The organism is uncultured Alcanivorax sp. (genome assembly GCF_947258575.1).
Taxonomy (GTDB): Bacteria; Pseudomonadota; Gammaproteobacteria; order Pseudomonadales; family Alcanivoracaceae; genus Alcanivorax.
Window position 1 is genome coordinate 319,004 of record NZ_CAMYIV010000012.1, and the last position, 22,812, is coordinate 341,815.

At 59.6% G+C, this 22,812-nt stretch carries 20 protein-coding genes; 8 read left to right on the plus strand and 12 right to left on the minus strand.

Annotation, left to right across the window (positions count from 1 at the left end):
• Positions 1 to 132: 132 nt before the first annotated feature.
• The 9 genes from Q0Y02_RS14930 to lptD all read right to left on the minus strand — a co-directional run bounded on the left by Q0Y02_RS14930 (position 133) and on the right by lptD (position 12,057).
• Positions 133 to 1,650 carry a SpoVR family protein gene (locus tag Q0Y02_RS14930; protein WP_297770163.1) on the minus strand — a complete coding sequence of 506 codons (1,518 nt, stop codon included), beginning with the start codon at positions 1,648 to 1,650 and terminating at the stop codon, positions 133 to 135.
• A complete protein-coding gene (locus tag Q0Y02_RS14935; protein WP_297770165.1) occupies positions 1,647 to 2,930 on the minus strand; it encodes a YeaH/YhbH family protein in 1,284 nt (427 codons plus the stop codon). The genes Q0Y02_RS14930 and Q0Y02_RS14935 overlap by 4 nt, the downstream gene beginning before the upstream one ends.
• Before the next feature lie 108 nt (positions 2,931 to 3,038).
• Positions 3,039 to 4,961, minus strand: coding sequence for a PrkA family serine protein kinase (locus Q0Y02_RS14940; protein WP_297770168.1), 1,923 nt, complete (start codon positions 4,959 to 4,961; stop codon positions 3,039 to 3,041).
• 386 nt (positions 4,962 to 5,347) lie between these two features.
• The gene (locus Q0Y02_RS14945) at positions 5,348 to 6,154 is read right to left on the minus strand and encodes a symmetrical bis(5'-nucleosyl)-tetraphosphatase (RefSeq protein WP_297770171.1); all 807 of its coding nucleotides are present in this window, start codon (positions 6,152 to 6,154) and stop codon (positions 5,348 to 5,350) included.
• Positions 6,155 to 6,208: 54 nt separating this feature from the next.
• Positions 6,209 to 6,586 (minus strand): Co2+/Mg2+ efflux protein ApaG, encoded by a 378-nt coding sequence (gene apaG / locus Q0Y02_RS14950; protein ID WP_297770174.1) that lies wholly within the window; start codon positions 6,584 to 6,586, stop codon positions 6,209 to 6,211.
• Positions 6,587 to 6,661: 75 nt separating this feature from the next.
• Entirely contained in the window at positions 6,662 to 7,456 is a 795-nt protein-coding gene (rsmA, locus tag Q0Y02_RS14955) for a 16S rRNA (adenine(1518)-N(6)/adenine(1519)-N(6))-dimethyltransferase RsmA (RefSeq protein WP_297770176.1), read from the minus strand.
• Positions 7,453 to 8,457, minus strand: a complete 1,005-nt coding sequence (gene pdxA / locus Q0Y02_RS14960) for a 4-hydroxythreonine-4-phosphate dehydrogenase PdxA (RefSeq protein WP_366516928.1) — start codon at positions 8,455 to 8,457, stop codon at positions 7,453 to 7,455. The genes rsmA and pdxA overlap by 4 nt, the downstream gene beginning before the upstream one ends.
• Complete coding sequence (locus Q0Y02_RS14965) at positions 8,454 to 9,782, minus strand: peptidylprolyl isomerase (RefSeq protein ID WP_297770179.1); 1,329 nt, start codon at positions 9,780 to 9,782, stop codon at positions 8,454 to 8,456. Before Q0Y02_RS14965 ends, pdxA begins: the two co-directional genes overlap by 4 nt.
• Entirely contained in the window at positions 9,775 to 12,057 is a 2,283-nt protein-coding gene (gene lptD / locus Q0Y02_RS14970; protein WP_273008902.1) for an LPS assembly protein LptD, read from the minus strand. Before lptD ends, Q0Y02_RS14965 begins: the two co-directional genes overlap by 8 nt.
• A 90-nt stretch (positions 12,058 to 12,147) precedes the next feature.
• Between lptD and Q0Y02_RS14975 the strand changes: the two genes are divergently transcribed.
• The 6 genes from Q0Y02_RS14975 (at position 12,148) to Q0Y02_RS15000 (ending at position 17,316) form a co-directional block, all read left to right on the plus strand.
• Positions 12,148 to 13,152, plus strand: a complete 1,005-nt coding sequence (locus tag Q0Y02_RS14975) for a phosphotransferase (protein ID WP_297770185.1) — start codon at positions 12,148 to 12,150, stop codon at positions 13,150 to 13,152.
• Entirely contained in the window at positions 13,149 to 13,814 is a 666-nt protein-coding gene (gene murU, locus Q0Y02_RS14980) for an N-acetylmuramate alpha-1-phosphate uridylyltransferase MurU (RefSeq protein WP_297770188.1), read from the plus strand. The genes Q0Y02_RS14975 and murU overlap by 4 nt, the downstream gene beginning before the upstream one ends.
• Before the next feature lie 117 nt (positions 13,815 to 13,931).
• Positions 13,932 to 14,606: a ribulose-phosphate 3-epimerase gene (gene rpe / locus Q0Y02_RS14985; RefSeq protein ID WP_297770191.1), complete on the plus strand. Its 675-nt coding sequence runs from the start codon at positions 13,932 to 13,934 to the stop codon at positions 14,604 to 14,606.
• A 28-nt stretch (positions 14,607 to 14,634) separates the two neighbouring features.
• Positions 14,635 to 15,231 carry an NlpC/P60 family protein gene (locus Q0Y02_RS14990; RefSeq protein ID WP_297770194.1) on the plus strand — a complete coding sequence of 199 codons (597 nt, stop codon included), beginning with the start codon at positions 14,635 to 14,637 and terminating at the stop codon, positions 15,229 to 15,231.
• A 1,332-nt stretch (positions 15,232 to 16,563) separates the two neighbouring features.
• Positions 16,564 to 16,866: a hypothetical protein gene (locus Q0Y02_RS14995; protein WP_297770197.1), complete on the plus strand. Its 303-nt coding sequence runs from the start codon at positions 16,564 to 16,566 to the stop codon at positions 16,864 to 16,866.
• Positions 16,867 to 17,019: 153 nt separating this feature from the next.
• Entirely contained in the window at positions 17,020 to 17,316 is a 297-nt protein-coding gene (locus Q0Y02_RS15000; RefSeq protein WP_297770200.1) for a hypothetical protein, read from the plus strand.
• A gap of 229 nt (positions 17,317 to 17,545) precedes the next feature.
• On the opposite strand, the gene Q0Y02_RS15005 is transcribed toward Q0Y02_RS15000, so the two are convergent.
• Complete coding sequence (locus Q0Y02_RS15005; RefSeq protein WP_297770202.1) at positions 17,546 to 18,172, minus strand: N-methyl-D-aspartate receptor NMDAR2C subunit; 627 nt, start codon at positions 18,170 to 18,172, stop codon at positions 17,546 to 17,548.
• Positions 18,169 to 18,630, minus strand: coding sequence for a helix-turn-helix domain-containing protein (locus Q0Y02_RS15010; RefSeq protein WP_297770205.1), 462 nt, complete (start codon positions 18,628 to 18,630; stop codon positions 18,169 to 18,171). Before Q0Y02_RS15010 ends, Q0Y02_RS15005 begins: the two co-directional genes overlap by 4 nt.
• Before the next feature lie 158 nt (positions 18,631 to 18,788).
• On the opposite strand from Q0Y02_RS15010, the gene Q0Y02_RS15015 reads away from it, so the two are divergent.
• Positions 18,789 to 19,898, plus strand: coding sequence for an NADH:flavin oxidoreductase (locus Q0Y02_RS15015; RefSeq protein ID WP_297770207.1), 1,110 nt, complete (start codon positions 18,789 to 18,791; stop codon positions 19,896 to 19,898).
• Positions 19,899 to 20,193: 295 nt separating this feature from the next.
• On the opposite strand, the gene Q0Y02_RS15020 is transcribed toward Q0Y02_RS15015, so the two are convergent.
• The gene (locus Q0Y02_RS15020; RefSeq protein WP_297770211.1) at positions 20,194 to 21,492 is read right to left on the minus strand and encodes an MFS transporter; all 1,299 of its coding nucleotides are present in this window, start codon (positions 21,490 to 21,492) and stop codon (positions 20,194 to 20,196) included.
• 284 nt (positions 21,493 to 21,776) lie between these two features.
• On the opposite strand from Q0Y02_RS15020, the gene cyoA reads away from it, so the two are divergent.
• A complete protein-coding gene (gene cyoA, locus Q0Y02_RS15025; RefSeq protein ID WP_297770215.1) occupies positions 21,777 to 22,763 on the plus strand; it encodes a ubiquinol oxidase subunit II in 987 nt (328 codons plus the stop codon).
• The last annotated feature ends 49 nt before the right edge of the window (positions 22,764 to 22,812 follow it).

The window sequence follows — 22,812 nt, forward strand, 5'->3', positions numbered from 1 at the left end:
GCGAACTGCACCGCTGCGGCCCCGGGTTGGTGCAGTTCGCTTGGGCTCAGTGCACCCTACACATTCTGGTTGTTACGCGTTTCTCTGATGGCTGCGACCTTTGCCGTTCAGTCTTGCGGCACAGGCTATTGGTTACGAAGAAACGGTAGGGGCCGGCTCCGGGGGCATGCTGTGATGGCTGACCACGCTGCCGTTTTCCACGCTTTCCAGGTGTACGTCGAACTGCCACAGCCGGTGCAGGTGGCGCAGGACTTCCCGGGCGCTGTCATCATCCAGAGGTCGGCTGCTGCTACGCTGGTGACGCAGGGTCAGGGCTCGGTCGCCATGAATGTTGGCGCGCACGATCTGGATGTTGGGCTCCTGAATGCTCAGGTTGTACTGCTCGGCCAGGGCGTCGCGGACCTTGCGGTAACCCTGTTCATTATGAATCGCTGCCACTTCCACGTAATCGTTGTGATCGTCATCGTCGATCTGGAAAAACTTGAAGTAACGGATCAGTTTCGGTGACAGAAATTGCTGAATGAAGCTCTCATCCTTGAAGCTCTCCATGGCAAATTTCACCGTCTCGACCCAGTTGGAGCCGGCGATTTCCGGAAACCACTCCCGGTCCTCGTCATCCGGGTTTTCGCAAATGCGGCGGATATCCTGGAACATGTTGAAGCCCAGCGCATAGGGATTCATGCCGCTGTAGAAGGGGGCCGTAAAGGGGGGCTGGTAGATCACCTGACTGTGATTCTGCAGGAATTCCAGCATGAAGCCATCGGTGACCAGACCCTTGTCGTAGAGATCGTTGAGCAGGGTGTAGTGCCACAGGCATGCCCAACCCTCGTTCATTACCTTGGTCTGGCGTTGCGGGTAGAAGTACTGGGCCATCTTGCGCACGATGCGGATGATTTCCCGTTGCCAGGGTTTCAGAAGAGGGGCATTTTTCTCGATGAAATAAAGCAGGTTTTCCTGTGGTTCAGCCGGGAAGGTGCCGTCCTCCTCGCGACGTTGGGTGGCCGGCTGTAATTGCGGAAAGGTGCGCCATAACTCCGAGACCTGCTTCTGCAGCGACTCTTCCCGTTCGCGCTGGCGGCGTTTTTCCTCCACGGCGGAAATGGGGGAGGGGCGTTTGTAGCGATCTACCCCGTAATTCATCAGGGCATGGCAGGAGTCCAGGGTTTCCTCCACGGCAGTGACACCGTGGCGCATTTCGCACTCGGCAATGTAGTTCCGCGCGAATACCAGGTAATCGATGATGGAGGAGGCATCGGTCCAGGTCTTGAACAGGTAATTGTTCTTGAAGAAGGAATTGTGCCCATAGCTGGCGTGGGCGATCACCAGGGCCTGCATGGCGATGCTGTTCTCTTCCATCAGGTAGGCAATGCAAGGGTCGGAGTTGATGACGATTTCATAAGCCAGCCCCATCTGCCCGCGCCGATAGCGGCCCTCCACTTCGACAAACTGTTTGCCGAAGGACCAGTGGTTGTAGCCCACCGGCATGCCCACCGAGGAATAGGCGTCCATCATTTGCTCGGAGGAAATCACCTCGATCTGGTTGGGGTAGGTGTCGAGGCCATATTTGTTATGGGCAATATCGGCAATCGCCTCGTCATAGCGCGCCAGCAGTTCGAAATCCCAGTCGGACCCTTGAGATAAAAAGCTCATGCGTCCTCCATGCGTTTCTTGAACAGGTGACGGAAAACCGGGTAGATCTCGCCGGGCTCGTCAATCTGTGCCATGGAAAACGCAGTGGGGTGTTTTTCCATGATGCTTTGATAGTGGTCCCAGAGGGCCTGGTGGGCACGGGGCATAACTTCCACGTAGGAGAAGTACTGCAACTTGGGTAGCAGTTCTTCTTCAATCAACTTGGCGCAGGCCGGGGAGTCATCATTCCAGTTGTCGCCATCGGAGGCCTGGGCGGCATAGATATTCCACTCCGCCACCGGGTAGCGTTCGTTGATGATGTCGCGGGTGAGTTTCAATGCACTGGAGACAATGGTGCCGCCGGTCTCCCGGGAATAGAAAAACTCTTCCTCATCCACTTCCTTGGCACTGGTGTGGTGGCGGATAAAAACCACCTCGATTTTTTCATAATTGCGCTGCAGGAACAGATACAGCAACAGGAAGAAACGTTTGGCCAGATCCTTCATGTCCTGATTCATGGAGCCGGATACATCCATGATGCAGAACATCACCGCCCGGCTCACCGGCACGGGCACTTTCACATGATGATTGAAGCGCAGGTCTACGGTATCCAGAAACGGAATGCGATCCAGGCGTCGTTCCAGCTTGGCAATCTGCTCGTCCAGTTCCTGCAGGCGAGCCTGGCGTTGCGGGGACTGGTCCTTTTGTAGCAGTTCCTCTCGTTCCGCTTTGAAATCACGAATGCGTCGCCGGGTGGCGGCGGTGAGTGCCCGGCGCCGCATGGAGGCCTGGCGCATGGAGCGGACAATATTGATCTTGGCGGGCATGCCCTGGCTGACAATGCCGCCATGTTTGGTCTGGAAGGTCTGGGCGCCTTCCAGGTGTCGCTTTATCAGGTTGGGAAGCTCCAGGTCCTCGAACAGGAAGTTGAGGAATTCCTGCTTGTCGATTTCAAAGGCGAAGGCATCATCGCCTTCCCCCTGGTCACTGGCCTGACCATCCCCGCTGCCTTGTCCGCCTCCGCCTTCCGGTCGCATGATCCGGTCGCCCGGGTGAAACTCCTTGTTGCCGGGGTGCACGATACTGCGTTGCCCGCCGGGGCCATGATGAAAAATGGGCTCGGACAGGTCCTTGCGAGGAATATTGATACGCTCGCCCTGTTCCATATCCTGAATGGAGCGGCGGTTCACCGCATCATTGACGGCTTCGCGGATGTGCTTGCGATAACGACGCAAAAAACGCTGGCGGTTGACCGTGCTCTTGCGCTTGTCGTTCAGGCGGCGATCAATGATGTAGCTCATTGCTTCCTCCGGCTATGTGCCCCTTGCGTAGGAGCTATGCTTGCATGGCGAATCATGGGTATTCGCAAGCAGGTTCGCCATGCAAGCATAGCTCCTACGGGGAGTTTGCTACTGCGCCTTGCGAACTCGCAGGTACCATTCGGATAGCAGGCGTACCTGTTTTTCCGTATAGCCTCGGGAGACCATGCGCTGCACGAAGTTGCTGTGCTTGCGCTGATCGTCTTCGCTGCCCTTGGCGTTGAAGGAAATCACCGGCAGCAGGTCTTCGGTGTTGGAGAACATTTTCTTCTCGATCACGTCGCGAAGTTTCTGGTAGCTGAGCCAGCTGGGGTTCTTGCCATTGTTGTTGGCGCGGGCGCGCAGGACGAAGTTGACCACTTCGTTGCGGAAATCCTTCGGGTTGGAGATGCCCGCGGGCTTTTCGATTTTCTCCAGATCCTCGTTGAGAGCCTGACGGTCGAAAATCTCACCGGTGTCCGGGTCGCGGAATTCCTGATCCTGAATCCAGAAGTCCGCGTAGGTGACATAGCGGTCGAAGATGTTCTGGCCATACTCGGAATAGGACTCCAGGTAGGCGGTCTGTATTTCCTTGCCGATAAATTCCACGTAGCGCGGTACCAGGTACTCCTTGATGAAGCGGCGGTATTGCTCCTGTTGCTCCTGGGGAAACTGCTCTTGATCAATGCGTTGCTCGAGCACATGGATCAGATGCACCGGGTTGGCTGCCACTTCGGTGTGGTCGTAGTTGAAGACCTTGGACAGGATCTTGAAAGCGAAGCGAGTGGAGAGGCCGTTCATGCCTTCGTCGACGCCGGCCATGTCATGATATTCCTGCATGGACTTGGCATGGGGATCCACGTCTTTCAGGTTCTCGCCGTCATAGACCCGCATCTTGGAATAAATGCTGGAGTTTTCCGGTTCCTTGAGGCGGGTCAGGGAAGAGAACTGCGCCAGCATGTGCAAGGTGTCTGGTGCGCAATGGGCGTCACGCAGGCTGGAATTGCGCAGCAGTTTTTCATAGATCTGCATTTCTTCGGTGACACGCAGACAGTAGGGCACCTTGACGATATAGACCCGGTCGATAAAGGCTTCGTTGTTCTTGTTGTTCTTGAAGGTGTGCCACTCCGCTTCGTTGGAGTGGGCCAGCACGATGCCGTCGAAGGGAATCGCACCCATGTGTTCGGTGCCGTTGTAATTGCCTTCCTGGGTGGCGGTCAGCAGGGGATGCAGCACCTTGATCGGTGCCTTGAACATTTCCACGAATTCCAGAATGCCCTGATTGGCCCGACACAGACCGCCGGAGAAGGAATAGGCGTCCGGGTCGTCCTGGGCGAAATCTTCCAGTTTGCGGATATCCACCTTGCCCACCAGGGCAGAAATATCCTGGTTGTTTTCATCACCCGGCTCGGTCTTGGCCACGGCGACCTGGTCGAGAATGGACGGGTAACGTTTCACCACCCGGAACTGGCTGATGTCGCCGCCGAATTCATGCAGTCGTTTTACCGCCCAGGGCGACATGATGGTGCGGATATAGCGGCGCGGGATGCCGTATTCCTCTTCCAGAATCGGGGCATCTTCTTCCGGGTCGAACAGGGCCAGGGGAGAGTCGTTAACCGGGGAACCCTTGATGGCGTAGAAAGGCACTCTTTGCATCAGCGCCTTGAGCTTTTCCGCCAGGGAGGATTTGCCGCCGCCCACCGGGCCGAGCAGGTAAAGAATCTGTTTCTTTTCTTCCAGGCCCTGAGCGGCATGGCGGAAGTAGCTGACGATATTCTCGATCACCTCTTCCAGGCCGTAGAACTCGTCGAAGGCAGGGTAGCGACGGATGACCTTGTTGGAGAAGATGCGTGACAGGCGTGGGTCCTTGGCGGTGTCGACCATTTCTGGCTCGCCGATGGCCATCAGCATGCGCTCGGGGGCCGTGGCGTAGGCGCTGGGGTCGCGTTTGCACAGGTCCAGGTATTCTTCCAGCGACATTTCTTCCTGCTGTGTGCTGTCAAACCGGGCCTGGTAGTGGCTGATAATGCTCATGCCTGCTTCCTCCTGGCGAAACCAACAATGGTCACAACAAAACTACATGCGGTACGTGTCCTTGATAGATGCCTTGATCACTTTGATTGATTATTAAAAAAAGTCGCGTAAATAAAAAATGAAAGTGGGTATTCATGACTGCAGGTCTGACCGTGCAGTCACATCTTTAGCATGTAGCCAAACGGCAGATGAAGTCAAAGCGGAAGGAAATGTTTTTTGGCAGAAAAAGGATGAAGTGTGGCGAATGTCTGACAGGCCGGAGGCGAGCCGTAAAGGGCGGCAAGTGGTAAGCAAAACACCGTTCGAACACTCGTAGGTAGCTGGCAGATTGCCATGGATTTGCGCAGGGTGTTACAGCGAGGGAAAGCGCCTGCATGCGCTGAGAGTCAGCAGTGGCAGGCGATGCGGGTCAGATCGTCCAGGCGCAGGGCGGTGAGGCTGCCGCCCCAGACGCAGCCGGTATCCAGGGCGTCTACGTTTGCCACGTCAGTGTGGCCTTCCAGTGCCGCCCAGTGGCCGAACAGGATGCGGGTGTCAGTGGCCTGACGATGGGGGTGCAGGAACCAGGGCATGAAACCTTCCGGAGGGGCATCGGCTTCGCCCTTGCTGCCCAGATCCAGAGCTCCGGCCAGGTCCACAAAACGCATGCGGGTGAAATGGTTGGTGATGACCCGCCAGCGTTCCGCGTCTTGCAGGGCGTTGTCCCAGCCCGCCGGCTGGTTACCGTACATGTTGGCGAAATACTCGCCCACCTGAGGGCCGCGCAGTACCTGCTCCACTTCCCGGGCCCGTTGCCGTGCTTCGGGCAGTGTCCACAGTGGCGGAATGCCGGCATGGGTCATCACCGCCTGATGTTCAGGGATATCCACCAATAGCGGGCAGTTCTGCAGCCAGCCCAACAGGGCGTCGCGGTCCGGTGCCTCGAGGATATCCGTGAGGGTGTCCTTACGGCGGCTGTCGGTGCTGCCCTGGGCCACTGCCAGCAGGTGCAGGTCGTGGTTGCCCAGTACGGCGTGCACATTCTCGCGCAGCTCATAAACCCGGCGCAGGGTGCCCAGGGAATCCGGGCCGCGGTTGACCAGGTCGCCGGCGAGGAACAGCCGGTCGCGATCCGCATTGAAATTGATTTGTTCCAGCAGGCAATTGAAGGGCTTCAGGCAGCCCTGCAAGTCACCGATGGCGTAATCGCTCAATGGGCACCTCCAGTCCCGGTTGGCCTGGTCCTGTTGGCGTGTTGCAGGCCGGAATCAATGCAGCGCATGCGGTACCGCAAGAGTAAACATCGGGACTTGTGCGTCGAAGTGTGTGCCATCTTCTGCAATCATCTGGTAACTGCCGCGCATACTGCCGACTTCGGTTTCCAGGATGGCGCCGCTGGTGTAGGAAAAGGCCTGGCCCGGGGCGATGTGGGGCTGTTCGCCGATGACGCCTTCGCCATGGACTTCCTGCACGCGCTCTTCGCCATCGGTGATCACCCAGTGACGGGTCAACAGGCGGGCGCTGACGGTACCCTCATTGCGAATGGTGATGTGGTAGGCAAACACCCAGCGCTGGTTGTCCACGTCGCTCTGATCGGCGAGAAATTCGGTTTCCACCGAGACCTGAATATTATGGCGCGGGCTCATGGTTGCTCCGTTGATGTGATTCTCGCTGAATGGGTTCGGTTACCTGGCTGGCTCTGGCGCGGCTGCTTGGCCCGGCTAGGCGGTGCCCGCCTCTGGCCGGGTGATATTGGCCAGGGCCACATAGTCTGCCACGGAGAGCTGGTCCGGGCGCAGGCCGGCGTCAATGCCCGCCTGCTCGAACTGCTCCAGGGTGACCTGTGATTTTAGACTATTGCGGATGGCCTTGCGTCGTTGAGTGAAGGCCTGGGCCACCAGCCGCCGCAGATGCTCTTCGTCGTCCGCCGGGTGGGGCAGGCTGGCATGGGGCATCAGCCGGACCACGGCGGAATCCACCTTGGGCGGCGGGCTGAAGGCCTCCGGGGGGACAAAGAACAGGTAATCCGCCTGACAGTGGTACTGCACCATGATCGACAGGCGCCCCCAGTCACGGGTGCCGGGGCGGGCGGTGAGCCGGTCTACCACTTCCTTCTGCAACATGAAGGTCATGTCGCTGATGGCGTTCGCCTGGCTGAGCAGGTGGAAGATCAGCGGCGTGGAGATGTTGTAGGGCAGGTTGCCGATCACCCGCAGCGGCTTGTCCGTCGGTTTCAGGGTGCGGAAATCGAAGCGCAGGGCGTCGCTTTCATGGATGGTCAGGCGTTCCGGGCTGTTTTCCTGACGCAGCAGGGCGATCAGGTCCCGGTCCAGCTCCACCACGTGCAGATGCGGCAGCTTTTCCAGCAGCGGGTAGGTGAGCGCGCCGCGCCCGGGACCGATTTCCACCAGGGTGTCGTCTTTCTGCAGCCCCAGGGTACGCACCATCAGGTCTACCAGATTGCGGTCATGCAGAAAGTGCTGGCCGAAACGTTTGCGGGTGCGGTGTTCTGTCATGTGGCGGCAAGCTCCAGAGCGAGTCGGGTGGCGGCGATCAGGCTGCCGGCCTTGGCCTGGCCGGTGCCGGCCAGATCGAAGGCGGTGCCATGGTCCACGGAAGTGCGGATAAAGGGCAGCCCCAGGGTGATATTGATGGCTTCGCCAAAGCCGGCGTACTTGAGCACCGGCAGGCCCTGGTCGTGGTACATGGCCAGCACCGCATCGTGCTGCGCCAGCAGGTCCGGCTGAAAGGCCGTATCCGCCGGCACCGGGCCGGTGAGCGCCATGCCCTGATCGCGCAGGGCGTCCAGGGTGGGGATGATCACATCCAGTTCTTCGCGGCCCAGGTGGCCGCCTTCGCCGGCATGGGGGTTAAGCCCCAGCACCAGAATGCGCGGCGCCTCAATGCGGTACTTGCCGATCAGGTCGTCGCGCAGAATGGTCAGGGTGCGGGTCAGGCTGTCTGCCGTTACCGCCCGTGACACCTGACTGAGCGGCAGATGGGTGGTGACCAGGGCCACCCGCAGTTCGCGGGCGGTGAGCATCATCACTACCTGGTCCACCCCGGCCTGTTCGGCGAGAAACTCGGTATGGCCGGTAAAGGCCGGGTCGGCGCCCTCACAGATCACGTTTTTGGCCACAGGAGCGGTCACCATGGCGGCAAAGGTGCCATCCAGGCAGCCCTGTGCCGCGCGGCTGAGCATGGTGAGGGTGCCGCTGGCGGTGGCCGGATCGGGCTGCCCGGCGGTCACCGACGACCCGGCCGGGGTGTGCCACACCGGCAGGGTGCCCGGTGTCAGCGGTTGCCCTGGCTGCCAGTCGGAGAGCGTAATGGCCAGGTCGAGTTGCCTGGCTCGCTGGGTAAGGACGTCGCGATCAGCGATGACAACAAGCCGGGCGTCCGGGAAGGATGCCGGCAGGGTCAGTACCAGATCAGGGCCGATGCCTGCGGGATCCCCGCAGGTGATGGCGATGGGACGTTCTGGCGTCAGACGTCCGACGTCAGACGTCAGACTCATAAGCGAATATCCACGTAGGATTCGCTGCGCTGCTCTTGCAGCCAGGTTTCCAGCTCTTCCTCGAAACGGCGCTTCTGCAGGGCCTGGGTGGCCTGCATGCGACGGAATTCTTCGCTCATGTCCGCGTCGCGGGTGTCGTCCACGCGCAGGAAGTGAAAGCCGAACTGGCTTTCGAACACCGGCGACAGCTCGCCCACCGGGGTGTTGAGCATCATGTCCTCGAATTCCGGCACCATCTCGCCCTGGGTGATCCAGCCCAGCTCGCCACCGTTACGGGCACTACCCGGATCGTCGGAATGCTCCGCTGCCACGGCGGCAAACGCTTGCTGGCCAGAGGCAATGCTGTCGTGCAGGCGCATGGCTTCTGAGCGAGCCTCCTGGGGGCTGGTCAATGCATCGGCCTTGATCAGTACGTGACGGACCTGGTACTGGGTGACCACTTTTTCGATGCCGCCCTTGCGGTCCATCATCTTGATGATATGGAAGCCGGCCCCGGAGCGTAGCGGCTGGGAAATCTCGCCCTTGTTCATGTCGATGGCGGTTTCTGCGAACAGGCTGGGCCATTGGGCCGCCGGGCGCCAACCCAGGTCACCGCCTTCCAGGGCCTTGGGGCCGTCGGATTCCGACGTGGCCAGCTGCTGGAAGTCACTGCCCTGCTTCAGGCGTTCCACGATGCTCTCGGCTTTCTGTTTGGCGTCCTGGACTTGCTCCGGGCTGGCGCCGGCGGGTAGCCGCACCAGAATATGGCCAAGACGGAAGTCGGCTTCGAACATCTTCTTGCCCATTTCCGAATTCAGGAAACGGTCCACTTCCCGGTCGGTGATGCGAATGCGCGAGGCAACGCTGCGTTGTTGAAGGCGGGAAATCAGCATGTCCTGGCGGATCTGCTCACGGAACTGGGCCCAGTCGTAACCGTCCTGGCGCAGGGCGGCGGCGAAATCTTCCAGGGTCATGCCGTTCTGGCGGGCAATGCCGGCCAGTGCCTGATTGAGGGTGGCGTCGTCGACCTTGATGCCGCCCCGGTCGGCCAGTTGCAGCTGCATGCGCTCAAGGATCATGCGGTCGAGCACCTGCTCACGCATCACCGCCGGGGGCGGCAGTGGCTGGCCCTTTTCCTGGAATTGCAGGGCAATGGTGTTGATGCGCTCGTCCAGCTCGCTGGCCATGATGGCGCCGTCGTTGACCACGGCCACGATGCGGTCGAGCATCTGCACCTTGGCGTGGGACCAGGCCGGCAACATCAGCACGGCCATGGCCAGCAGGCCAAGCAGGGTGTGTCTGGCGTGCAGCGTGCGTCGTGCAGCGTGCAGCGTTCTATCAATCATACTGTCTCCTGTATCCCGGAATACTGCGCTCCAGCAGGGCATCCACCTGGCCGCCGAAGCCGCCCAGGCCAACCATCTGAATTTGTATCCAGATGGTGCTGTCGGCTTCGAGATCGCCATCGCCATCATCATCCACCAGTTCCCGCTGACTCAGCAGGCGCAGTTTCCAGCAGCAATTGCGGTATTCGGCCCCGGCTATGGTTTCCAGGGTGCGCTTGTTTTCCAGGTCGTACATCCAGCGGCCTACCATGCGCCAGTGGCGATGAATTGGCAGGATGCCGCTGAGTTCCGATTCGCGGATGTCGTCTTCGGGGCGGTCGTGATAGCCCACATTGACCACCCGGCGTTCCCGGTCGTTGTAACCGATCTGGAAGCTGGAGCGTTCCCGCTCGTTTTCTTCCAGATCCCATTGGGCTTCAGTGTAGAGGTACCAGTCGCGGGCAAAGTTCCATCGGGCGTCACCCACCAGTGGCGTCTGGTCATCGGTGGGGTCTTCCACGGTCTGCTCGGTGACCACCTTGCGGTCTTCGAAGTAGAAACCCTGGGCCAGGCGCAGCCGAAGTTGTTCGCGGCCGGTGGCATCATGGAGGAAACGGCTGGTCAGGCCCAGCGCCAGTTTTTCCTCGTCACCAATGCGGTCGTAGCCGATAAAGCGGTTTTCCCGGAACAGCGAGTTGTAGGAGAAGGTCAGCTCGCGGCTGTCGAAGTTGGGCAGGAAGTCCTGATTCTTGAACGCCACCTTGTTGACGAACAGGCGCGGTTCCAGAGTCTGGGTGAAGTCTTCACCAAACCAGCGGCTGGGGCGCTCGAAGAACAGGCCGGAATCCACACTGGCCCCCCAGGTGGTGATATCCGGATTGTCTTCCGCGTTGGCGTCCACACTGTCCAGCTCATAGCGGGTGTGATACAGCCGGGCGCGGGGTTCCAGATAGCCCCAGGGTTGCTGCAGGCGCAGGTTCAGGGCCGGGGCCGCGTGGGCGCGCAGGCCGGTGGCCTTGCCGCTGTCATCGGACCCGCTGCGCTCGAAAGAGGTGATATCAGACAGCCACAGCCCTTTCAGGGGGCCATACAGGGTCGGGTCACCGGTGAGCTGCAACTGTGGCAGACGGCGGTAGGGCAGATCCTGATCCGCCAGGGTCGGGTCGATGGTCTGCCAGGACTGCATGCGCCCCAGTACCTGCCAGGTGCGGCCGTAATAGCGGGCTTCCGCCAGCCGGGGCAGGTGGGTCTGGGAGCTGATTTCCAGGCCGGTGTCCAGGTCCTTGAAATAGAAGTCGTCCGACACGTAATTGAAGTCGGTCTTCAGATTCCAGCGGTTGATATTGCCGTTATGGGTCCAACGGGCCACCTGCCGGTCTTCGTCATCGAACTTGCGGTCGTTGAACAGCACCCCGTAGCTGATGTCGCCTTCGCCCCAGGGCGTCAGGTAGCGGAATTCGGAGTCCACCCCTTCGCCACGGCCATCGATAAAGCGGGGGCCGATGGTGGCATCCAGCTGTGGGTGGATGTTCACGTAGATCGGCTGGGTAATGTCCAGGCCGCCGCTGCTGTCACCGATAGCAATGGTGGGGAACAGCAGGCCGGTCTTGCGGCGGTCGTCAATGGGGAAGGTCATCCAGGGCAGCCAGAAGATCGGCATGCTCTTCACCTTCAGCACCACATTATTGGCTTCGCCCCAGCCCTTTTCCCGGTCCAGGAAAATACGTTCCCCTTCCAGAGACCAGCCATTGGAGCCCGGCGCACAGGTGGTGTAGGTGCCACGGGTAATGGTGGTGGTGGTTTCGTTGAGGAAAATATAGTCGGCGCTGCCGCGGGCGGCGGTATTGAACAGGGAATAGCGCACACCCAGCAGGCTGCCTTCCTTGCGGCGGGTCTGGCCGCTCATGCTGGAGGCAATAAAGGTGGCCTGGTCGCTTTCCAGGCGCATGCCGTTTTCCAGCTGGAACTTGCCGGTGGCCTGGTCCAGTTGCGCGCTGTCAGTGGTAATGCGGCTGCCGGGCTGTTCGATCAGCACGTCGCCGTCCAGCTCGATCAGGCCATTCTGCGACATGGTGGAGTGGTCGGCGGTGACCACGGTGTCGCTGCCTGCCACGGGGATGCCCACGGCCGGGTTATAGTAGATGCCGCCACACCATTCCGGGATGCTGCGCTGTTGCACGGCAGGGAACGTGGCCATTTCTTCGCGGTCAACCCAGTTAAGGTCGTTGTCCGCGGTGCTGGTGCCTGCCAGTAGCAGCAGGCCGGGGATAAGAATTCGTTGTACGGGCAGTGGCATCGGCTGCTCAGAACAGGTAAAAAGGCCGTTTTGTACAGCGGCGGCAATTCCGCCCTGTAAAAGCGGCAGTGTAATCGAACAAGGAAGGCAATGCAGCCTGATAAAAGTAAATCCGACAATAAGGCCGACCCCCGCAAGGTCGCCCTGGACCAGTGGGTAAGTACTTACCTCGGTGCCGGTGTGGCGGGTGAGCCGGCTTCCGCGGATGCCAGTTTCCGTCGTTATTTTCGCTATCAGCATGGTGGCCGCAGCCTGATCGCCATGGATGCGCCGCCGGCCCAGGAAGATTGTCGCCCCTTTATCGACGTGGCCCAGCGTCTTCAGCGTGCCGGCCTGCATGTGCCGGAAATCGTCCATCAGGATCTGGACCAGGGCTTTCTGCTGCTCACCGATATGGGCAATGAAACCTGGCTGACCGCCCTGAACGAGAACAATGCGGATGCCTGGTACAGCGCCGCCATCGATACCCTGATTACCCAGCAGTTGCATACCGATGTGAGCGGCCTGCCAGTCTATGACGAAGCCCTGCTGCAAAGGGAGCTGGAGCTGTTCCCCCAGTGGTACCTGTTTCGCCACCGGGAAAAGGTGGTCACCGGCGAGCTGCGCCAGCGCCTGGACCGTGTGTTCGCTGTGCTGATCGAATCGGCCCTGGCCCAGCCGCAGGTCTTTGTGCACCGGGACTACATGCCCCGCAACCTGATGGTGTCCGACCCCAACCCCGGCGTGCTGGATTTCCAGGACGCGGTGGCCGGCCCCATCAGCTATGACGTGATCAGCCTGTTCAAGGATGCCTTTATCAGCTGGCCGGAAGAGCGGGTGCTGGGCTGGCTGCGCCAGTATTTCGACAAGGCCACCGCCGCAGGCCTGCCGGTGCCGGCGGACTTCGATACCTTTCTGCGCCACTGCGACCTGATGGGCGCCCAGCGCCACCTCAAGGTGATCGGTATCTTTGCCCGCATCTGCCACCGGGACGGCAAACCCAAATATCTGGGCGATGTAGCCCGATTCTTCGCCTACCTGCGCACCGTCATCGCCCGCCGCCCGGAGCTGGCGGACCTGGAGTGGATCCTGGATCAGCTCGAGGACAACGAGTGAAAGCCATGATCCTGGCCGCCGGCTACGGCAAGCGCATGCGGCCCCTCACCGACCATACCCCCAAGCCGTTACTGCAGGCCGGGGGCAAGGCGCTGATCGAATACCATATCGAGAAATTGCGTGATGCCGGCATCGACTCCCTGGTAATCAACACCGGCTGGTTGGGCGACAGACTGGCCGCCACCCTGGGCGACGGTCGGCGCTTTGGCATCCCCATCGCCTATTCCCATGAAGGCACTCCGCTGGAAACTGCCGGCGGCATTCGCCGGGCGCTACCGCTGTTGGGCGATGCGCCCTTTGTGCTGGTGAATGGCGATATCTGGACCGACTTCGACCTGTCCCGGCTGGTGGCAGACCGTCCCGACCCGGTGCATCTGGTGCTGGCGGATAACCCGGACCACCACCCGGGCGGGGATTTTCATCTGACAGAAGGGGGCCGGGTGCGCGATAATGGCGAACCCAGGCTGACCTATGCGGGCATGGGGCGGTTCGATCCGGCCCTGTTCCGGGATCTGCCCGATGGCGAAGCGAAACTGGCGCCGCTGCTGCGCGCCGCCATGGCAGACGATGCCGTCAGCGGCGAGCACCACATCGGCCAGTGGTGGGATATCGGCACCCCCGAGCGCCTGAACGAACTGGATCGATTGCTGACCCGACGCTGAAACGGTTTTTTGTGGGAGCGGTCGTTCGACAGCGATTTCGGCCCCGGCACATTTTCGCGGTCGAACGACCGCTCCCACAGTGACACTGTCGCGACAAACGAATTTTGAGGAATTGTCATGCCCAAGCAGGATTATCTGATCGCCCCCTCCATTCTCGCGGCCAACTTCGCCCGTCTCGGGGAAGAGTGCGATAACGTGCTGGCCGCCGGGGCGGACGTGATCCACTTCGACGTGATGGACAACCACTACGTGCCCAACCTGACCATCGGCCCCATGGTCTGCAAGGCCCTGCGCGACCACGGCATCACCGCCCCCATCGACGTGCACCTGATGGTCAGCCCGGTGGATGAACTGATCAGCATGTTCGCCGAAGCCGGCGCCAGCTACATTACCTTCCACCCGGAAGCCAGCCAGCACGTGGATCGCTCCCTGCAGCTGATCAAGAGCTACGGCTGCAAGGCCGGCCTGGTCCTCAACCCGGCCACCCGCCCGGATTGCCTGGAATACGTGATGGACAAGCTGGACATGATCCTGCTGATGAGCGTGAACCCGGGCTACGGCGGTCAGAAGTTTATCCCCTCCACGCTGGACAAAACCCGCGCCGTGCGCCAGATGATCGACGCCAGCGGCTATGATATCCGCCTGGAAGTGGATGGCGGCGTTTCCGAAAAGAACATCCGCGAAGTCGCCGCCGCCGGCGCCGACACCTTCGTGGCCGGCTCCGCCATCTTCGGCAAGGACGACTACGCCGCGGTCATCCAGCAAATGCGCGAGGAGCTGGCGCAGGCCTGAGGGCCTACGCCGCTCAGGAGGGAACCGAATGGCCACACCGCTGCCTTATCCCTCCATGCGCCACACCCTTCCTTTGTTAAGTTGTTTGCTGCTCCTGCTGGCCGGCTGTGCCGGCAGGGCACCTGTTGACGCGCCTCCCGCCTCGCAAGCGCCCGGTGCGCCCGCCGATGCGGCGTATGCCGGCACAGCACCGGATCTCCAGTCCCAGCAGGAACTGGATGCGCTGGTGGCAGAAGTGATGTCCGAAGCGCCGCCCCTGCGCGTTTCCCTGCAAGCCCAGCACGAAGACTGGAAAGGCGTTCCCTACCGCTACGGCGGCCTGAGCCCCCGCGGTGTGGATTGCTCCGGCTTTGTCTATCTCACCTTCCTGTCCCGCCTGGGTATGCAGGTACCGCGCACCACCACCGAACTGCTGAAAAGCGGCGAAAAAGTCCGCCGTGATGAGATCCGCGTGGGCGACCTGGTGTTCTTCCGCACCGGCCCCGGCAACCGCCATGTAGGCATCTACATGGGCAACGGCGATTTCCTTCATGCGTCCTCCAGCAAGGGCGTGATGACTTCGTCCCTCAGTAATCCCTACTGGCGCCAGCGTTACTGGCAGGCCCGTCGTCTGGCAGGCCTGTAATACGCTCCATCTCTTGCGCGCCTAGCGTTACCGCACCTACCCCTCTACCGAACGAGTAGGGTGCACTGAGCCTAAGGCGAACTGCACCATTTCCCACCCAAGCGGTGCAGTTCGCCCCAGGCTCAGTGCACCCTACGCAAACCGCAATTCATCCGTTGTACCCGAAGCGTCCCGCTTATTGTCGGCCTGATATGTGGCCACTCCTCCGCCCGTTTTTCACCCGCGCGCAAGTTTAATTTGTAGGATATGGCTTACATATTTTTGTAAGTTGCTGAGATAAAGTGAATTTTCGGGTTTTGGGGTGCGAGAAAAGTCCGAACTAAATTTCCTGTTCAACACGCAAATGCAAGAAAAGTCAGGTGAGAGTGGATGCTGCTCTGGCGGTAACCCACTGAGTCAATTCGGTTTTAGCGTGATTTGAGCAAAGAGTTGGGTCGGGGATATATTGCAAAGTGATATATCGCATCTGCAATTGAATACACTGTTAGGTTGTCATGAGATACAAGTGCCAAAATTGTGGTGAACTTTTCTCTCCCCGTAATGCGGGATGCGAGGATTGGAGGGAAAAGAAGTTGTCTTTTATATGCCCTCATTGTGGTGTGTATCTAAAAAGGCCTGAGAATATTATCAAAGAAAAGGGGTGGAAGGGTGCGGCTCCTACACTGATAAAATATGGTTTGGTAGCATTTGTCTTGCATTTTTTAGCTATATATCTAGGTGCTAACCATCCGTCGGTACTTGTCATTGTTGGAGGGATTGCCTTGATTGCTTTGTTCCTTTACGCATGGAGAACGCCTGAAGAAGTGAGGCTGGTTGAGGTTCTTGTGCCGCAACCTAACAAGAAGCTCCAGTTAGACCGCTGACGCGGCGGCTGAGCATGGCGTTATAAGTTGCGGGATCTAAAAGCATGGTGAAATTCCTTACCATCGGAAAGCTTAATGCGATCAGCGTCTACTGCGCTTGGGCAATGTTATTGGCCTGTGGCTTGTATTTCGCCTTTACGATGGTGGCTGAGTCTGGAGATAAAGGTGTATTGGTCAGGCTGTTCTACGGGTTTTTGGTTTTCGCAGCAGTGCACGTTGTTCTCGCATTCTTCGTCCGCTGCCCTCATTGTGGCCGGTGCCTCACCATCCAGACCTTTAAAAAGCCACATCCTGACTCAAGTGGTAATTGGGCATCCGTGGTTGCAAAGTGGTTCAGTGGCTCCATCGTGTGCATTCATTGCGGGAACAGAGTTAATACCAAGAACTTATAACAATCGGCTGCACAGAGACCGGTTTTTCGCCGCTTCGCGGCTCCAAACCGGCGCGTGAGCCGGGCGTTAGGTGTTAAATGGCATTAGACATATACCAAAAAATCGAGAACGACTTTGGCGAAAGAGCCAACGAAGTCCACGAAGAGTTGAAAGTTCTTGATGCCAAAACAAAGGGCATGATTGGCAATAGAATCATACGGGCTATTGTTTATCTATCTAATGGTGATGTTTCAACTTTTCACGAGAAAGTAAAGCTCGCTCAAGTAGATTGGCGTGATGTATTAATGCAAGCAGAGTACAGCTACCCTGAGAATGAGCGATTAAGAGACTTTGATAAAACATTTTATGAACTTGGCTTACTTAAAGGCAGAAACACCTAACAAGGCCAAGCAACATCGTTCGCTGCGCTCTCTGGACAGCCTTGGGCTTGCGCCTTTTGTGCATGGCTTCGCCATTGTTGCGCAAAATTTACAATCACAAGTCTGCCGTTGTTGGCGACGTTATGTTTGAAAGGGGGCTGAATGGCGAAAAGGATGACGAAAGCAGAGACGCAAGGTATAGCAGCCTTGATTGTGATTGCTCTTCCTATTTATGGGGCAATGAAGCTGGGAGAGTCTGTTGGTTGGGTTTCAATTGTAGCTATTGTGGCTTCAGTTGTCGGGGTGATCATTTTTGTCCGGGCCGTTCAGAAAAAACAGCGAAGAGAGTCCTTGATGGCGAAGTATAAGGATGAAGATCTTGTTTTGGCGCTTATGAATCGTTCCTTTTGGCAGGGGCAAACTGCTGAACAGCTTGTGGATTCGTTGGGTCGGCCACACTCCGTGGACTAAAAAGCCCTTAAAACCAAGAAGAAAGAAGTCTGGAAGTATAATCACCAAGGTGGTAACCGATACGGTCTTCGAATCACACTTGATAACGATCAAGTTGTAGGGTGGGACCAAAAAACATAACCACGATTAATGGGGTCAGCTCTTGCATCGTGCACTTGATTGAAATATTTAAGACCTGATCCCGATTTTTAGAAATCGCGCCGCGAGCGACACTCCTACGGATAGGGCGTTAATCTCGCAGATTCTTCAGTGCGCGACAGAGGTTTTCTCTGGCTGGCAACTCCAGCTTCTCCCTTAGCTCAGCGGTGTGATAAATCACCCCTTGATCCAGAAAACTCTCCAACACAGCGCTACGCCCTTTCCGAAACGCCGCCTCCGGCACAAAGTCATATTCCTTCCGAATCCACCCTTCATACCGGTCGTACAATTCCGCATCTGCCCCAAGAATACTCAGGTCGATATCCTGCAGCAGGGCCATGTCCGGGTCTGTGGGAGGGTGCGGGTGGATGGTGGCCAGGATGAGTTCGTGTACTCGGGCGCGCTGTTGATCCGTGAGGTAGCTGCCAGCAAAGTGCTGGGCAAACCAGTCTGCACTGCGAGCTTCGTTATCACTGGCGCGGGGATCGTAGATTACATCATGGGCCCACAAGGCCAGTTCCAGGCTAAGCGGATCTGCGGCGAGGTGTCGGTAATGGTCCAGCCATCCCAGGCAGGCGGCGACGTGGTCCAGGGTGTGGTAGTGGCGGTGGGGCTCGCTGTAGTGGTTGACCAGTTGTTGCCAGGTGGGCTCCGGGTCAGGCAGTAGCGGGGCGACGGCGGTGCGCCATCGTTGGTGCAGGGCGGACCCGGTGGTCATCCCGCTTCCTCCAGCGGCTTCCCATCTTCATCCACAAACCGCACATCCCGCACGGTGAGGGTCTGACCCTGCTGGTTCTGGACGGTAACCGGCGCCAGCGGCTCTCCGGTCTGGCGGTCCACCAGCTGCATGGTGTCTTTCTCGCCGTTCCAGCGTTCGCTCCACTGGCGCAGGGCGGTGACTACCGTAAACAGGTCGCGGCCCTTGTCGGTGAGGCGGTATTCGTAGCGCTTGCCGTGCTCGCCCACGTCCACACGCACCATTACCCCGTTGTCCACCAGCCGGGTCAGGCGGTTGCAGAGGATGTTCTTGGCGATGCCCAGGTTGTGCTGGAAATCCACAAAGCGGCGGGTGCCCAGCATGGCCTGCTTGACCACCAGCAGGGACCACCAGTCACCGACCTCATTGAGGGCGCAGGCTACCGAGCAGCCCATTTCATCGAAGCGTTTGCGTGTCATGGGTGGCATTGTACGCCAGAAAGGTTGCATAACGAAACCAAATAAGGTTTTATTACGCAACCAAATTGAGGGCCGCCGATTGGTGGCCTCGCTGATTCTGTTGTTTTTTATCGCGCTCGCTTGAGCGCCAGAGTGAAACAAAATTCGGGAGAGTAACAATGAGTGGTTCCCTGGACAGTCTGCTGCGCCCTTTTGCGCACAAATCCCTGAACCTGCGTAACCGGGTGGCCATGGCCCCCATGACCCGCACCTTCTCGCCGGGCTATGTGCCCAATGACGAGGTGGTGGGTTACTACCGCCGTCGGGCGGAAGGCGAGGTGGGCCTGATCATCACCGAGGGCACCTTTGTGGGCCACAAGGCGGCCAACGGCTATGAGCGGGTGCCGGCGATCTACGGTGATGTGGCCATGGCGGGCTGGAAGAAGGTGGTGGATGCGGTCCACGAGGCCGGTGGCCAGATTATCCCGCAGCTCTGGCACGTGGGCTCGGTGCGCAAGCCCGGGATTGGTCCGGACAAGGACGTGCCCGGGCATTCGCCGTCCGGCCTGTTCAAGCCGGGCAAGGAAAATGGCCACGCCATGACCCATGAGGACATCCAGGACGTGGTGCAGGCGTTTGCTGACTCCGCCAGGGCCGCCAAAGCGGTGGGCTTTGACGGGGTAGAGATTCATGGTGCCCACGGCTATCTGCTGGACCAGTTCTTCTGGGAAGGCACCAACCAGCGCGATGACGAGTACGGTGGCTCCATCGAGAACCGCGCCCGCTTCGGCGTGGAGATCGTCAAGGCGGTCCGTGAAGCGGTAGGTGAGGAGTTCGCCATTGTGCTGCGCTTTTCCCAATGGAAGCAGCAGGATTACGACGCCAAGCTGGCCCAGAATCCGGAAGAGCTGGAACGCTTCCTGATGCCGTTCGTGGACGCCGGCGTGGATATTTTCCATGCGTCTACCCGTCGTTTCTGGCTGCCGGAGTTCGAGGGTTCCGACCTGAACCTGGCCGGCTGGACCAAGAAGATTACCGGGAAGCCCACCATTTCTGTGGGTAGCGTGGGGCTGGATGGGGATTTCCTGAACAGCCCGGAAGGCATGGGCGGCACCGCCAACCCGGCGGCGCTGGATGAGCTGACCCGACGCATGGACAACGACGAGTTCGACATGATTGCGGTGGGCCGGGCGCTGCTGCAGGACCCGAACTGGCTGCTGAAGGTGAAGGAAGGGCGTGAGGAAGAGATCGCGCCGTTTACCAAGAAAGCGTTGGGGAGCTTGAGTTAAGAGCTACAAGCTACAAGCTACAAGCTGCAACGCGGATCCGGGTTTGTCGGGTCTGATAGGAAAGAGGCCGCGTCCAGATGTTGGATGCGGCCTTTTTGCGTTCTACGGAGCCGCTGTAGGAGCGCCTCTTGAGGCGCGAACCGAGCGACAGCGAGGAAGAGATTATCAGCTGGTTCGGGTCTCTCTATCGGGAGCCCTGTTCCGTTCTGACGACCCTGATCGTCCTCCGGACGATTCCGCGTTTGCACGCGGTTCGCGGCTCAAGCGCCGCTCCTACGGCGGCCTTGTCGAGAGCTTAGTCCTCGCTTTGGTCCACCAGGGTCTGGTTCACCGCCAACGCCAGCAGGGTGCAGATGACGCCGGAGAGCAGGTAGACGGTGACCGACAGCAGGCCGAACTTGGCGGACAGGCCCAGGGCCACCAGGGGGGCGAAGGCGGCGCCGAACAGCCAGGCGAAGTCGGAGGTGAGGGCGGCACCGGTGTAGCGGAAGCGGCGCTCGAAGTTGGCGGTGACGGTGCCGGAGGCCTGGCCGTAGGAAATCCCCAGCAGGGCAAAGCCGAGCAGGATGAAGGTGTCCTGCATGGCCGGGCTGCCCCCCATCAATAGCGGGGTGAGCAGGCTGAAGACGCCGATCACCGCCGCCAGGGCGCCCACGGTGGTGCGCTTGCCGATGCGCGCGGCGATCCAGCCGGAGCCGATGGTGGCGATAATGCCCACGATGCCGCCGACGATCTGCACGGTCAGCACCTGGCCGGTGGTCTGGCTGCCCTGCAGGGCGATCCAGGACAGCGGGAAGATGGTCACCAGGTGGAACAGGGCATAGCTGGCCAGGGCGGCGAAGGAGCCGATAAAGATGTTGTAGCCCTGCTTGCGCACCATCTCGGTGGTGCCGATGGGCTCCAGCTCGCTTTCTTCCAGGGCTTCGGTGTATTCCTCGGTGAGCACCAGACGCAGGCGGGCGAACAGGGCGACCACGTTGATGGCGAAGGCTACGAAGAACGGGTAACGCCAGCCCCAGCCCAGGAAATCCGGGGCGCTCAGGCTGTTATAGAGAAACAGGAACAGGGCGCTGGCAATGACGAAGCCCAGCGGGGCGCCCAGCTGCCCGATCATGGCGTACCAGCTACGCTTTTCCTTTGGTGCGTTCAGGGCCAGCAGCGAGGGCAGACCATCCCAGGAGCCGCCGAAAGCCACCCCCTGCATGATGCGGAACAGGGCCAGCAGGGTAATGGCGTAGCCACCCAGCTTCTCGTACCCGGGCAGGAAGGCGATGCCGGCGGTGGCGGTGCCCAGCAGGAACAGGGCGGCGGTGAGTTTGATGCCGCGACCCCAATGACGCTGGATGGTCATGAACAGGGCGGTACCGAAGGGCCGGGCCACAAACGCCAGGGCAAACAGGGAGAAGGAATAGAGCATGCCCTGTAGCGGGTCGGCGAAGGGGAAGAATACCTGCGGGAAGATCAGTACCGAGGCGATGCCGTAGACAAAGAAGTCGAAGTATTCGGAAGTCCGGCCGATGACCACTCCGACGGCGATTTCATTGGGCGCCACCGGGGCATGACTGGAACCGTGGGACTGCTGGGGTTGGGACATGTTGTGCGCTCGAATTTCGTGTTGGGGAGTTGCAAGCTACAAGCTTCAAGCTGCAAGGCGCGGTGATGGCTTCGCGGCTCTGCTCGGCCGTGCCCGCGTATTGCCCTAGGCGCGGGCACAGAATTGCTACACCGAATCAGTCTGATCGCGTTGCAGCTTGAAGCTTGTAGCTTGTAGCTCATTCCCCTAGCACTTTAAGGCCATGGGACAAAATGTCCAATACCCGCTTCCCATTGCCTTGGCTAGAGTTCCCCTATCCCATAAGCCAACCAGAATAGCCGCCAATGCAAATATTCAAATACTTGCGTGGAGTGTCGCTGACGTTGCTTGTCGCTGCCCTGCTGTCGGGTTGCGATGCAGTCGTGATGTCCCCCTCTGGTGATGTGGCAGTGCAACAGCGGGACCTGCTTGTCTGGTCCACCATCCTGATGCTGCTGGTCATCGTTCCTGTCATCGTGCTGACCTTGTGGTTTGCCTGGCGTTACCGCGCGTCAAACACCGAGGCCACCTACAAACCGGACTGGACCCATTCCACCGTGCTGGAACTGGTGATCTGGGCGGTGCCGCTGCTGATCATCATTGCCCTGGGGGCGATGACCTGGGTGTATACCCACAAGCTGGATCCCTACCGGCCGCTGGATCGCATCGACGCCAACACCCCGATCCCGGCGGATCTGGAGCCGCTCACCGTGGAAGTGGTGGCGCTGGACTGGAAGTGGCTGTTCATTTACCCGGAGCAGGGCATCGCCACGGTGAATGAGCTGGCGGCGCCGGTGGATCAGCCGATCCGCTTCAAGATCACCGCCTCCACCATGATGAATTCCTTCTTCATCCCCGCCATGGCCGGGCAGATCTACGCCATGGCCGGCATGGAGACCAAGCTGCACGGCGTGATCAACGAGCCGGGCGTCTACCAGGGCTTCTCCGCCAACTACAGTGGCGCCGGCTACTCGCACATGAAGTTCCAGTTCCATGGCCTCAGCGAGGCGGACTTCCAGGCCTGGGTGGACAAGAACAAGGCCAGCGGCAACACCCTCAGCCGTGAGGTCTACAAGGCGCTGGAAGTGCCCAGCATCAAGGACCCGGTGAAGCGCTATGCCAGCGTCGACCCGACCCTGTACCACGCCATTCTCAACCGCTGCGTGGACCCGGGCACCGTGTGCATGGAAGACATGATGTATCACAGCGGCCATGGCAAGCAGGAGGCGGATGCCGCTGAAGGGCACGACGCCCACGCCGGCCATGACGCGCATGGAGGCCACCATGAATAAATCCTTGCGGATTTTCCCTCTCCCCCGGCCCCTTTATTCGCTTCGCTCA

What these genes read in the sequence shown, in the direction of transcription:
- Q0Y02_RS14930 (WP_297770163.1), bottom strand. Translation starts at nt 1,650, where the DNA reads ATGAGCTTTTTATCTCAAGGGTCCGACTGGGATTTCGAACTGCTGGCG.
- Q0Y02_RS14935 (WP_297770165.1), bottom strand. Translation starts at nt 2,930, where the DNA reads ATGAGCTACATCATTGATCGCCGCCTGAACGACAAGCGCAAGAGCACG.
- Q0Y02_RS14940 (WP_297770168.1), bottom strand. Translation starts at nt 4,961, where the DNA reads ATGAGCATTATCAGCCACTACCAGGCCCGGTTTGACAGCACACAGCAG.
- apaG (WP_297770174.1), bottom strand. Translation starts at nt 6,586, where the DNA reads ATGAGCCCGCGCCATAATATTCAGGTCTCGGTGGAAACCGAATTTCTC.
- rsmA (WP_297770176.1), bottom strand. Translation starts at nt 7,456, where the DNA reads ATGACAGAACACCGCACCCGCAAACGTTTCGGCCAGCACTTTCTGCAT.
- pdxA (WP_366516928.1), bottom strand. Translation starts at nt 8,457, where the DNA reads ATGAGTCTGACGTCTGACGTCGGACGTCTGACGCCAGAACGTCCCATC.
- Q0Y02_RS14965 (WP_297770179.1), bottom strand. Translation starts at nt 9,782, where the DNA reads ATGATTGATAGAACGCTGCACGCTGCACGACGCACGCTGCACGCCAGA.
- lptD (WP_273008902.1), bottom strand. Translation starts at nt 12,057, where the DNA reads ATGCCACTGCCCGTACAACGAATTCTTATCCCCGGCCTGCTGCTACTG.
- Q0Y02_RS14975 (WP_297770185.1), top strand. Translation starts at nt 12,148, where the DNA reads ATGCAGCCTGATAAAAGTAAATCCGACAATAAGGCCGACCCCCGCAAG.
- rpe (WP_297770191.1), top strand. Translation starts at nt 13,932, where the DNA reads ATGCCCAAGCAGGATTATCTGATCGCCCCCTCCATTCTCGCGGCCAAC.
- Q0Y02_RS14990 (WP_297770194.1), top strand. Translation starts at nt 14,635, where the DNA reads ATGGCCACACCGCTGCCTTATCCCTCCATGCGCCACACCCTTCCTTTG.
- Q0Y02_RS14995 (WP_297770197.1), top strand. Translation starts at nt 16,564, where the DNA reads ATGGCATTAGACATATACCAAAAAATCGAGAACGACTTTGGCGAAAGA.
- Q0Y02_RS15000 (WP_297770200.1), top strand. Translation starts at nt 17,020, where the DNA reads ATGACGAAAGCAGAGACGCAAGGTATAGCAGCCTTGATTGTGATTGCT.
- Q0Y02_RS15005 (WP_297770202.1), bottom strand. Translation starts at nt 18,172, where the DNA reads ATGACCACCGGGTCCGCCCTGCACCAACGATGGCGCACCGCCGTCGCC.
- Q0Y02_RS15010 (WP_297770205.1), bottom strand. Translation starts at nt 18,630, where the DNA reads ATGACACGCAAACGCTTCGATGAAATGGGCTGCTCGGTAGCCTGCGCC.
- Q0Y02_RS15015 (WP_297770207.1), top strand. Translation starts at nt 18,789, where the DNA reads ATGAGTGGTTCCCTGGACAGTCTGCTGCGCCCTTTTGCGCACAAATCC.
- Q0Y02_RS15020 (WP_297770211.1), bottom strand. Translation starts at nt 21,492, where the DNA reads ATGTCCCAACCCCAGCAGTCCCACGGTTCCAGTCATGCCCCGGTGGCG.
- cyoA (WP_297770215.1), top strand. Translation starts at nt 21,777, where the DNA reads ATGCAAATATTCAAATACTTGCGTGGAGTGTCGCTGACGTTGCTTGTC.